This window comes from uncultured Hymenobacter sp., assembly GCF_964242765.1.
In the GTDB taxonomy this organism is placed as follows: domain Bacteria; phylum Bacteroidota; class Bacteroidia; order Cytophagales; family Hymenobacteraceae; genus Hymenobacter.
In genome coordinates this window covers 1-11,998 of the sequence record NZ_CAXTBM010000105.1, presented here as the reverse complement: position 1 = coordinate 11,998, position 11,998 = coordinate 1, and the positions used below count along the sequence as shown (strand labels likewise).

At 57.7% G+C, this 11,998-nt stretch carries 6 protein-coding genes; 4 read left to right on the top strand and 2 right to left on the bottom strand.

Translation table 11 applies throughout. The annotated features are described in order from the left end of the window. Window positions 1-127 precede the first annotated feature (127 nt). The 4 genes from ACFE7X_RS23945 to pbpC all read left to right on the top strand — a co-directional run bounded on the left by ACFE7X_RS23945 (window position 128) and on the right by pbpC (window position 9,961). A complete protein-coding gene (locus tag ACFE7X_RS23945; protein WP_375438205.1) occupies window positions 128-5,689 on the top strand; it encodes an alpha-2-macroglobulin in 5,562 nt (1,853 codons plus the stop codon). 298 nt (window positions 5,690-5,987) lie between these two features. Beyond that, window positions 5,988-6,767: a protease inhibitor I42 family protein gene (locus ACFE7X_RS23940; RefSeq protein ID WP_375438204.1), complete on the top strand. Its 780-nt coding sequence runs from the start codon at window positions 5,988-5,990 to the stop codon at window positions 6,765-6,767. A 370-nt stretch (window positions 6,768-7,137) separates the two neighbouring features. Beyond that, window positions 7,138-7,530: an STAS/SEC14 domain-containing protein gene (locus ACFE7X_RS23935; protein WP_375438203.1), complete on the top strand. Its 393-nt coding sequence runs from the start codon at window positions 7,138-7,140 to the stop codon at window positions 7,528-7,530. Between the two features lie 124 nt (window positions 7,531-7,654). Beyond that, window positions 7,655-9,961, top strand: a complete 2,307-nt coding sequence (gene pbpC / locus ACFE7X_RS23930) for a penicillin-binding protein 1C (protein WP_375438202.1) — start codon at window positions 7,655-7,657, stop codon at window positions 9,959-9,961. Between the two features lie 223 nt (window positions 9,962-10,184). On the opposite strand, the gene ACFE7X_RS23925 is transcribed toward pbpC, so the two are convergent. Together ACFE7X_RS23925 and ACFE7X_RS23920 are read right to left on the bottom strand one after the other, a co-directional pair. After that, window positions 10,185-11,438 (bottom strand): glycosyltransferase family 4 protein, encoded by a 1,254-nt coding sequence (locus ACFE7X_RS23925; protein ID WP_375438201.1) that lies wholly within the window; start codon window positions 11,436-11,438, stop codon window positions 10,185-10,187. A gap of 213 nt (window positions 11,439-11,651) precedes the next feature. Next, the coding region (locus ACFE7X_RS23920; RefSeq protein WP_375438200.1) for a hypothetical protein at window positions 11,652-11,998 on the bottom strand (347 nt) is incomplete at its 5' end.

Here is an 11,998-nt window from a genome sequence, read left to right as displayed (position 1 = left end):
TAGGTAAGATCACCTGCCTATTTAACAGTTAACCAAAGAGCGAAGCCACCAAATTACGAGGTATAAACCTCCTGATACATTCTACTTTTTCTATACCTTCCGGAGACCTTTCTAGCTCCTCCTTATCATGTCGTTTCGTACCCTTTCTCGCCTGCCGCTGCTGGTGCTGCTGGCTTTGCTGTGCGCTTGCGCTAAACCCGGTACCGATGGTGTTGCGGCGCCCGATGGCGAGGAAATCGACCCGTATCAGAACCTGGTTTTCCTCTTCGATGAGGCCGTGGTAGGCAAAGACCAGCAGGCCCGGTGGGACACGGTGCAGTACGTAAAATTCCAGCCGGCCATGCGTGGCAAGTTCAAGTGGACTTCCGACCGGGAGCTGGTGTTTTCGCCGCTCACGCCGTTCCGGCCAAGCACCACGTTTGAGGCGGAATTGCAATCCACCACCCTGCCCACCAACAAACAGAAACTGACGCTACCCGAAAACCGCCGCAAGTTTCACACGCCGTTTCTGGCACTGAATGAGCCGCAGGCGTTTTGGGGGCGCTCAACGCGGGCAGCGGGCACGGCCGAAATGCGCTTAGAGCTGCCCTTCAACTACAGCGTGCGGCCTTCGGATGTGAAGCCGCTGCTGCGCGTCACGCAGGACGGGCAGCCGGTGGCTTTCGAGGTGCGTAGCGCCGAGCCGGGCCAGACGGTGAGCGTGGGACTTACGCAGGAAGTCCGGCCGGGCAGCCCGCTGACGGTGGCACTGGCGCAGGGCCTGCGCGCCGTGGGCAGCGACCGAGCCTCCACCAGCGAGTACACTACCAGCGTGCCGGTGCCCGATCAGCAGGCGCTGGAAGTACGTTCCATTGTGGGCAGTTTGCAAAACGCCGACCCCATTGTTACGGTCCAGACCAGCCAGCCGGTGAGCGAGGCGAACCTGCAAGGTGGCCTTACGGTGGTGCCGGCAGTGGCGTTTTCGGTGGAAGAGCTAGAAAGCGGCTTCGTGTTGAAAGGGGGCTTCGAGGCCGGCAAAACCTACCAAGTCAGCTTAGCCCAAGGCTTGCCCGGCGCACTCGGCGGCCAACTCGCCAGCGGCGTCACCGAAACCGTCAGCTTTGCGACTAAGCAGCCCACCATCAGCTTCGCCAGTGCCGATAAGGCCATGTACCTCGATGCGTTGGGCACCCGCAACCTTGGTATCCGCATCAACGAGGTGGAAAAGGTGCAGGTCACCATTGCCAAAGTTTACGCCAACAATATTCAACAGCTGCTGCGTGGCGAACAGCAGTACGGCTACCCCGAATACGACGAGGAAAGTGGGGAGAGCGAGGGAGAAGGAGAAGACGGCGAGTACGTGGACCGCTCCTACCGCTACTACGACATCGAGAACCTCGGCAACGTGCTCAACAAGCGCACTTACACCGTATCGGGGCTGCCGAAGGCGCAGGGGCTGCGGCTGCTGAACCTGAATATGAAGGACCTGGAGTTTTCGGGTGGACTGAAGGGTTTGTACGTGGTGAAGGTGCAGGATACCGAGCGGCAGTGGCTGCAAGTCAGTAAGCTGGTGTCGGTGTCGGATATCGGCATGATTGTGAAGCAGGGCAAGAGCGGCAGCACGCTGGTGTTTGCCAATTCCATCCGCACGGCCAAGCCGCTTTCCGGGGTGGAAGTGCGCTTCGTGAGTACCAACAACCAGGTTATCAGCACCAGCGTCACCAACCGCGACGGGGTAGCCAAATTCGACACGACCACCGCCAACTCCCGCTTCAAGCTCGGGATGATTGTGGCGCAGCGCGAGTCAGATTTCACGTTTCTGGACTTGAATGGCAGCCGCGTCGAGACGTCGCGGTTCGAGGTGGGCGGGCTGCAAAGCAACGCTGCCCGCTACCAAGCCTTCCTCTACGGCGACCGGGACCTATACCGCCCCGGCGACACCATCCGCACCAACACCATCATCCGGACCGAGGATTGGAAAAGTCCGGTGGCCAAGCTGCCCGTCAAGATTCGGTTGCTGCTGCCCACCGGCAAGGAATACGCCAGCTTGCGCAAAGAGCTGACGGCGGCCGGGAGCTTCGAAGCCAGCTTTATTCTGCCTCCGAGCATCATGACCGGCACCTATACCCTGGAAGTGCTGACCGGCAACGACGTGCTGCTGACCTCACGGCAGGTGAGTGTGGAGGAGTTTATCCCGGACCGCATGAAGGTGACGGTGAAGGCCACGCCCGCCGTAGTGAAGCCCGGCCAATCGGTTTCGGCACAGCTTACGGCCCAAAACCTGTTCGGTCCGCCCGCCGCCGACCGCAAGTTTGAGGTGGAGTTTGCGCTGAAAGAAAAGGCCTTCAACCCCAAGAATTTCGAGGACTACGCCTTTAGTTTGAGTACCGGTGAACAGCGCCGAGGCCGCTACAACAACCAGCAGGCCACGCCGCTCAGCAGCCGCTTCGAGAACACCACCCGCGAAGGCAACACCGATGCCGCCGGCCGCGGCACGGCCACCTACGAAGTGCCCAACTACACCGACCTCGGCACGCTGCAAGGCACGGCCTTCTGCACGGTGTTCGATGAAACCGGCCGGCCCGTCAACCGCCTCGCCACCTTCGAGGTGCAGACGCAGGCGGTGATGTTCGGGTTGAAAACCTTGCCCGAAATGTTCGATACCCGCGAGGTGATTCCGATACAGCTGGTGGCCCTCACGCCAGCCGGGCAGCCTACCAGCGCCGAAGCCCGTGTGCAGGTGGTGCGCTTGCTGTGGGAAACGGTGATTGAGCGCCAGGGCGGCCGGTACGTCTACAACTCGCAACGGCGCGAGGAGATTGTGATGGACCAGCGCGTGGCGGTGGGCAAGGAAGGCAACGCCAAGGGGCTCGGCTTCCCGGCCAGCTACTCCGGCGAGTACGAAGTGCGAGTGTCGCGGCCCGGCGCCGATACCTACGTGGCGCAGCAGGTGTACGCTTACGGCTACGGCGATACGCAAAGCAACGCCTTCGAGGTAAACAACGAGGGCGAGGTGACCATTGAAGCCGACAAAGACAAATATCAGCCCGGCGAAACCGCCAGTCTGTTGCTGAAAACGCCTTTCCCCGGCCGCGTGCTCGTGACCGTGGAGCGGGACCGGGTGCTCGACCATTTCTACGTGAACACCGACGAGAAATCGGCCCGCGTGAGCGTTCCTATCCGCGGCGGGCACGTCCCAAATATCTACGTGACGGCCACCGCCATCCGCGAAATCACCGACAACCGGCTGCCCCTGACGGTGGCCCGTGGCTTCGTGCCGCTGGTGGTTGAGAAGCCGGAAACCAAGCTGGCCGTAGCCATTAAAGCGCCCGAACTAAGCCGCTCGCAAGTGTGGCAGACGGTGGAAGTACGCACCGCGCCCAACGCCAACGTGACGCTGGCTGTCGTGGATGAAGGCATCCTGCAAATGAAGGATTACCGCACACCTGACCCCTACGGGTACTTCTACCAGAAGCGCGCCCTCGAAGTCGATGCCTACGACGTGTACCCCTTCCTGCTGCCCGAACTCGGCACGAGCAGCAGCGGCGGTGACGCCTCCGACCTCTCGCGCCGCACTTCGCCTGTGCCTTCGCGCCGGGTGCAGCTGGTAGCCAAGTGGAGCGGCGTGCTCACCGCCGACGCCAGTGGCCTCGTGCGCTATAAGCTGCGCGTGCCGCAGTTCAGCGGCGCCTTGCGCATCATGGCCGCCGCCTACAAGAACGACGCTTTCGGCTCCGCCGAACAAACCATGCGCGTCGCCGACCCGGTAGTCATTTCAACGGCCCTCCCCCGCTTCCTCAGCCCCGACGACACCATTGACGTGCCGGTAACGCTGACGAACACGACGAAGGAATCAATAACTATTTTCGCTAAATACAAGTTGACTGGCCCGCTTGAATCACTCGATTCAGGGTATGAAGGCGGTGTAGATGGAATACCTGCCCGTAAAACACCATTCACAGGAATTTCAATAGTAGTACGACCTAATTCTGAAAAGCAAGTTTCCTTCCATATCAAAGCTAGACCATCCATTGGCAACAGTAGTATTGCTGTTTCTGCTAGCGGCATCAAGCAGGGTACGACTAAGTCATTTACGCAGAATACAGAAACCATCGAACTGCCTATCCGTCCTGCTTCGCCGCTTCAGAAGCGCACGGGAGCGGGCGTGGTAGCGGGTGGCGCGACGCAGAAGCTGAACCTGACGACCGATTTCCTGCCATCGTCGTTGCGGAGCCAGTTGGTGGTGAGCCGCTCGCCGATGACCGAGTTTGCCAAGGACCTGCGCTACCTGCTGCAATACCCCTACGGCTGCTTGGAGCAAACCGTGTCGGCGGCTTTCCCGCAGTTGTATTATGGGGATTTGGCGGCTTCATTGGGTCAGAAAACCGGTAAATCCGGCAAGGCGGGCCTCTTCAACCCCAACTACCATGTACAGGAAGCCATCCGCAAGGTGGAGTCGCAGCAGATGTACAACGGCAGCCTCAGCTACTGGCCCGGCGGCGACTACGACAACTGGTGGACCACCGCCTACGCCGCCCATTTCCTGCTCGAAGCCCAACAAGCCGGCTTTGCCGTGAACAAGAGCGTGCTCGATAGGGTGCTAGCCTACCTGCAAGCCCGCACCAAAAAGCGCGAAACCAACACCTACAACATCATCCAAACCGGCGGCGTGATTCAGCCGGTCACGCTGGCGAAAAAGGAAATTGCCTATTCGCTCTACGTGCTGGCCCTCGCCGGCCGCCCCGACCCGGTGGCGCTCAACTACTACAAAGCCAACCGCAAGCTGCTGGCCGAAGATTCGCGGTGGGTGCTGGCCTGCGCCTTTGCCGTTGGTGGCAACCAGCGTAGCTTCCGCGAAGCCCTGCCCACCCGCTTCGGTACCGCCACCATGGCCGGCCGCGAGCTAGACGGCTCGTTCGCCTCCCCCATCCGCGACGAAGCCTTGGTGCTCAACGCCCTGCTATCCGCAGACCCCGCCAACCCACAGGTGAATACGCTGGCCCGGCAGCTCAGCCGCCAGGTGAAAACGGCCAGTTGGCTGAACACGCAGGAGCGCGCCTTCTCGCTGTTGGCCCTTGGTAAGTTGGCCAAGAAAAACGCCGGCAGCACCGTCACGGCTAGTGTGCTGGCTGATGGCAAAGCTATGGGCAACTTCACGGGCAAAGATCTTACCGTCAACAACGTAGCCAACCGCCCCTTGGCGCTGCGCACCAGCGGCAAAGGCAGCCTCTACTACTTCTGGGAAACGGAAGGCATCAGCCGCAGCGGCCAGGTCATCGAGGAAGATTCCTACCTGCAAGTCCGCCGCCAGTTCCTGGACCGTAGCGGGGCACCCGTTGGCGCCACTTCCTTTAAGCAGAACGACTTGGTGGTAGTTAAAATCACCATCCAGTCGGCGGAAAGCGCCGGGGAAGTGAAGAACGTGGCCATCACCGACCTGCTACCCGCCGGCCTGGAAATCGAGAATCCGCGTATCGGGGCCGTCCGGGACCTGGCCTGGGCCACCAACGCCGCCCAACCCGACTACCTCGACGTCCGCGACGACCGAATCAACCTCTTCACCACCGCTTCTACTTCGCCCAAGTCGTTCTACTACTTGGCCCGCGCCGTCAGCAAAGGCACGTTCAAGCTTGGCCCCGTCAGCGCCGATGCTATGTACAACGCCGAATACCACAGCTACAACGGGGCCGGCGTGGTGCGGGTGCGGTAGAAGCGCTATTATTCAAGCACCGAAATCTATAGCACGTCATGCTTCGGCTCCACTCAGCATGACGTTCTGGCAAAGAATTATATGCCTTTCTTGAGCTTTTCTGAAATCAACAAGTCAATAAACTGGCTTAATGATTTACACCAGGAACTGGGCACTCCAGCCTAACAAGCTCAACTACAGCCTTTCCAAGGTTTAGCCGTACACTTTCCTATTCTGTCCCGATACAGCCGACGGCTTAGCAAGCGCCGGCTGTGCTGTTGTTGAATCAATCTTAATGCCTGTGCGAATGCCGAACCTGATGCGAAATATATTGACTGGTTTTCTGCGTTTCACTGAGCATTTTTCAACGGCAGTGCTCGTGCTATGCGCGACCTTATGGCTAGCGAGCCCAGCGCATGCCGACATTGTTACGCTCACGGCCAGTGACAACGGCAAGCAAATACAGCTAAATGTCGGTGACCAGCTTGTTGTGCGTTTGCCAACTATCTCGCCCCGCTTTGGGTGGCGGCTGGCACAGACTTATCCCGGCCAACTGACCGTGACTACTACCAACATCCTGCCCGGTCTGAGCAGCGGCGTTCCGGGTGCGCCGGCCACTTTCGAAATTCATTTTCAGGCAGTAGGCACTGGGGGTCTTGATTTGGCGCTGCTTTCGGCCGCAACGGGCACGAGCTATTCATCTCTCAATGGCTATTTCCACGCTTACATCACCATTGATCAGGCTGGGGTGGCTAAAAACGTGAACATCACGGAATACGGCAACCACAGCAGCGTGAAAGTAAACCAGGGCGACCAACTGCTCATCAAGCTCGATACCACGGTGGGGTCGCAGTACGCCTGGGAACTGATGCCAGTAGCCGACGACATCGTGCAAGCAGTAGCGCCGCCGGTTGAGCAGCCTCGCAAGAAACCGAGGAAAGTGAAAGCGGGCACCCCCGAAGATGTTGCCTTTCAATTTCAAGCCCTAAAACCTGGCAAGACCACGCTGCGGTTTCTGTACCGGAACATGACCAACAACGAAGCACCTCCTAAGCGCGACTTCGAAGTGCAAGTGGAAGTCCCCGAACCACCTAAGTGAAGTCACTTGCGGTTGAAGTTTGCAACCTTTTCCGATGGGTGTGATCTGCGATTACTTGTTACGTTTTTGGCACAGACTCTTTAGTTAGGACCCGCTTCGTTTCTTACTGTAGTTAGCCTACTGCTCTTATTTTTATGAGCTAAATGATTTCTTGAAACACTTCTTTTAATCTGATATTCAGTAATTTACCCTTATTCACTACTGTTTAAGTAAGCGTACGCACCCCAAGTTCATTGTTTATACAGAAGCAACTTGTGACTTTATAAAGCAACTCGGCCGTAAAAGCCTTTTGCAGACGCATCAAGCAAGCGGACAAGCTGTGTTTCCTTTTCCGTAGTAAACAAAAGCACCTTCACCACTTTTGTCAGATATGTTCGACACCACCGATTATCCAGAGCAAAACCTGTTCGCCCTCACCATATCGGGCGAGCTTACTAAAGAGCACTACGACGCCATATTGCCGCTGCTGGAACAGAAGATAGCCCGCTGGGGCAAAATCAATATGTACCTCGATGTGCGCAGCTTTAGCTATATCACGGCCACTGCTCTCTGGGAAGACATCAAGCTGGACATTAAGCACTGGGGAAACTTCAAACGGGTGGCCATCACCAGCGACGACAGCAATCTACTTAAAGCCGCCGCCGCTTTGGCCACCTTAGTAAGCCCGGCGGAGGTTCGCCATTTCTCGTTGGCTCAGAAAAGAGAAGCTATCCATTGGGCATTAAGTGAAGAAACTGAGGTTCCGGCCGCCCAAACCGCTTAAGAATGCAACTGCGCCTTTCGAACTTAAACTAAAAAAGAGGCCTGCTCCGCGGAGCAGGCCTCTTTTTTGCTCGTAACACCTCCTAATCTTACCGAATAACTACGCGCTTAGTTGATATTTAACAATGAATTGGCGGATTAGACTGCGGTTATTAGGAGTAGTACTGGCAGGGCTGCTGGGGCTTTTCATTCTTGACCGAACTTTCCCCCTGCCCCAGGCCCCGCTCTACTCGCCTATCGTGCTGGCCGCCGATGGGACGGTGCTACACGCCTACCTCAACCCTACCCAAAAGTGGCGCATGAAAACCGAACTGCGCGAAATCACGCCGGCTTTGCGCAAAACCATCGTTGAGAAAGAAGACCAATGGTTTTACTGGCACTTCGGGGTGAATCCGGTGGCTCTACTGCAAGCCGCCGCCCGCAACCTGTTTGGCACGGGCCGCACTACGGGGGCTAGCACCATCACCATGCAAGTGGCGCGGCTGCTAGAACCCAAGGAACGTACCTTCGGCAATAAGCTGCTGGAAATACTGCGCGCCACGCAACTGGAAGCCCATTATAGCAAAGCAGAAATTCTACAGCTCTACTTGAATCTGGTACCCTACGGCGGCAACATAGAAGGTGTGAAATCTGCTGCCCTGCTCTACTTCCAGCAGCCGCCTGATTATTTGTCGCTGGCCCAAATGGTGACGCTAGCCATCATTCCGAACCGGCCGCGCGGGTTGGTGCTTGGCAAAAACAACGCGGCCGTGCTGCAAGAGCGTAACCGCTGGCTCCACCGCTTCGGAGCGGCGGGCTTGTTTGCCAAGCAGGATATAGCAGATGCCCTGCTCGAACCGCTGGAGGTGCAACGCCACGCGGCGCCGGCCCTGGCGCCGCATCTGGCCAGACGCTTGGTACAACAGTTTCCGGGGCAGGCCATCATCCGCAGCAGTGTTCAGCGCAACAAGCAAAGCAAGGCCGAAGACCTCACACGCAATTACGTGCGCCGCCTCTACGAGCTTGGCATTACGCAAGCGGCCGTGCTGGTTGTCAACAACCGTACTCGGCAAGTAGAGGCCTACGTGGGCTCGGCTGATTTTCAGGACTTTGACAGCCAAGGCCAAAACGACGGGGTTGTTGCCGTCCGCTCGCCGGGCAGCACGCTCAAGCCGTTCCTCTACGCCTTGGCCATGGACCGGGGCCTCGTCACGCCTAAACTTGTGTTACCGGACGTACCAACTAACTTCCAGGGTTACCGGCCCGAAAATTTCGATAAGCATTGCAACGGCGAAGTAACCTTGGAGCGGGCCCTGGCTTACTCGCTCAATATTCCGGCGGTGCGCGTCCTCCATGAGTTGGGCGTGCCCACCTTCACCGACAAGCTCCACCAGGCAGGCTTTCAAAACGTGACCCGCAACCGAGCCAAGCTAGGGCTGAGCAGCATCTTAGGCGGCTGCGGCGCCAGCTTGGAAGAGTTAACCAACCTATATGTGACCCTGGCCAACGACGGCCGGTATGCTAAGTTGCAGTTAACTGGAAACGGCAAAAGCAAGGCAAACGGTACCGCGCTGGTTTCGCCGGCCGCGGCCTTCCTTACCACCGACATCCTAGCGCAGCTTACGCGCCCCGATTTGCCGCTAGGCGCGGCCAGTAGCCTTCGGCTACCAAAAATTGCCTGGAAAACCGGCACCAGCTACGGCCGCCGCGACGCCTGGAGCATCGGCTACAACAAGCAGTACACCGTGGGCGTGTGGGTGGGCAACTTCAGCGGCCACGGCAGCCCCGTCCTTACGGGCGCCGACATTGCCACACCCCTGCTCTTCAACGTGTTCAACGACTTAGCGTACAATTCACCTAACGACTGGTTTGTGCCCCCCGCTGCCCTGGACTTCCGGCTGGTGTGCACCGAAACCGGCCTAGTTCCCAATGAAACCTGCCCCAACCAAATAATCGACTATTTCCTTCCGGGCGTATCGGATGGCCGGCGCTGCCAGCACCAGCGTGAAGTGCTGCTATCGGCGGACAGCCGTTTTGTGTACTGCCGGGCCTGCGCGCCGGCGGCAGGTTTTCGGCGGGCCCTGTACCCAAATCTACTGCCGGAAGTGGCAGCCTACAAAGAAGCGCAAGGCATTCCGTATCAACGCCTGCCACCGCACAACCCCGTTTGCCAACTAGTACGCGGCGGCACTGAATCGGCCCCGACCATCACCTCTCCCACCGCCAACACCGAGTACGTTCTCAACCGCCACGAGCAGCAACAACTGCTCTTAAGTTGCACCACCGGCAACGAGGTGCGCCAAGTGTATTGGTACGTCAACGACAAATTCTTGCGGGTGGCGGCGGCTACCGAGCGGGTTTTCTTCAAGCCCCCGCCCGGCCCCCTGAAAATTTCCTGCGCCGATGACCACGGTCGCAATACCGATGTGGTAGTAACAGTAAGTGCGATGTAGTACTTACCGAAGCACGGCAGTTATCTTTAGAGCGCAGTCACTTGTCCTTCAAATAGATACTTGCAGCCAATCCTTGACGGATTTTGGTCGGCAACTGGTGTCGCGCGAAGCCTGCGCTTCGCGTATCGTTGCTGAGGTTGCGCGCTATAAAGCATCGTTCAACGACACGCGAAGCGCGGGCTTCGCGCTACACCATACGTGCTTTTTGAGTTTACTTTAGGGCTTAGGATAAGGATTTCTGGTGTTTCATGATGGCAGCCGTCAGTTCCCGGCCGTACACCTCCCAGGGACGAGCCCGGGCCGATTCGAGGGCGGCGCGGCCTGCCTCGGCTACGCTGGCCGGACGACGAATCATTTCCTCGATAGTTGCAACCAGGGCTTCTGTCGAACCGGCTTCCACCAACCAGCCATTGCGGCCGTGCTCGATAAGGTCGGGGCCCGCCGTACGGTCGGTGGTAATCACGGGGACTCCCTGCGACATAGCTTCGGTGATAACCAAGCCGAAGCCTTCGAAAAGCGAAGGGAATACAAAAACGTCGTGCTCCCGCATCACGGCCAGCACTTGGTCGTGGGGCAAGCTTGGAATCCAGCGGTGCTTGGCCAGGGCCTCATCCAGAGGTTTGCAATTATCGCTGCCTTTTCTGCCTACCACCGTCAACTCAACATGAGGGCCAAGGATATCTACGGCGGCAAAAAGATTAGCTATGCCTTTGCGTTGGGAGAGGCCACCCACGAAAAGCAACTTCAAGGGCCGGCCGCTGCTGAGGCTACTATAGTCACGGGGGCTACCGACGGTTGGATAGCCATACGGGATAACCTCAATGGGGGCCAACGAACCCGGGAAATCCTGCAACGTCTTGGCCGTGAATTGACTGGCTACAAAAATACGGTCAGCCAACCGCAGCTCTTCGTCTTTACGGGCTAGCTTGGTCGCCGAATCTTCAAATCCGGTTAGGGTAGACGCCCATGCTGGCCATTTCTCCCGCTCAGGCTCTAGTAGCCGCAAGGAGGCGCGCCAGTAGCCAATCGGCAAATCATACAAGCATTGCAACCCTAGCTTTTTGGCCGCGCGAAACGATTCAACGGCTCCGTCTTCATACGCATATACGGCTTGTACACCACGCTTTTGTCCAGCCTGCAATCTGCCCGCAATACGCTTATCGAGGCTTTGATAGATGGCATCGACGCTGAAATACCCGGTTTCGTGGCGGTTCAGGGTAGACAACCCAGCCTTGCCGGCGAGTATCCGACCAGCCTGCCGCCAGGGCCACATGTGCGCAAATGGCCTGAGTGCCGGATCATAACGGCGGCGCCTGATTTCGGCCAGTGGGCCAATTCCTCCTAACCCATCGAGTACAGTACCCGGAAATGACGCTATAGTGGTGTGAAACTCCGCCAGCAGATCTGCCTCTGCTAGTCCACTAGCAGCAGCACGCACGTTGGCATTACCGGTGGGATGAGAGTAGATCAGTTTCATAAACAAAGAAGAGTAGATGCCGCTATGATTGGTTTTAGCAGCCAAGGGCAAGTAAGGATTAAGAAGTTATGTAGATCCTGTTGTGCCTGTTCAGCATTAGTTGAATTACACCCAGCCGACTTTCCAAGGAGATAATAAGCTGTTCCGAAACCCAACAACAGCTAATCAGGAAAGGAGAGGATGCACAACGAAGAATTCCTGACAACTTAGTTGCTACTTGGCGGTAGTTGAGAGGGCCTGCGCCATTACACGAGCTATTTCAGGAACAGTGCTCGTAAAAGGTGGCGACTCGACGTTCGAGAGGTAGGTTTCCAAGGTACCTTGCTGATATTCAGCGATGCCCGGAATTTGCTCTAGAGTTGGGATGCCGCGCGGCCACCAGGCTCTAGCGATGCAGAGTACCGGCAATCCATGTTCGATCATGGCAGCTACGGTTCCACTCTTTTCCGTTACCACCAAAGACGTGGTGGATAGCCCGATAGTGCCGTTTCGTAGGGTTTCTGAAATTTTCTCCGCTGGCTGCTCGCCTAATAGCTCGGCGGACAACCCTTCGTCTTGCC

Bases quoted from the DNA above. Each gene is read 5' to 3' on its own strand.
- ACFE7X_RS23935 (WP_375438203.1), top strand. From the start codon at position 7,138: ATGTTCGACACCACCGATTATCCAGAGCAAAACCTGTTCGCCCTCACC.
- ACFE7X_RS23940 (WP_375438204.1), top strand. From the start codon at position 5,988: ATGCGAAATATATTGACTGGTTTTCTGCGTTTCACTGAGCATTTTTCA.
- pbpC (WP_375438202.1), top strand. From the start codon at position 7,655: ATGAATTGGCGGATTAGACTGCGGTTATTAGGAGTAGTACTGGCAGGG.
- ACFE7X_RS23925 (WP_375438201.1), bottom strand. From the start codon at position 11,438: ATGAAACTGATCTACTCTCATCCCACCGGTAATGCCAACGTGCGTGCT.
- ACFE7X_RS23945 (WP_375438205.1), top strand. From the start codon at position 128: ATGTCGTTTCGTACCCTTTCTCGCCTGCCGCTGCTGGTGCTGCTGGCT.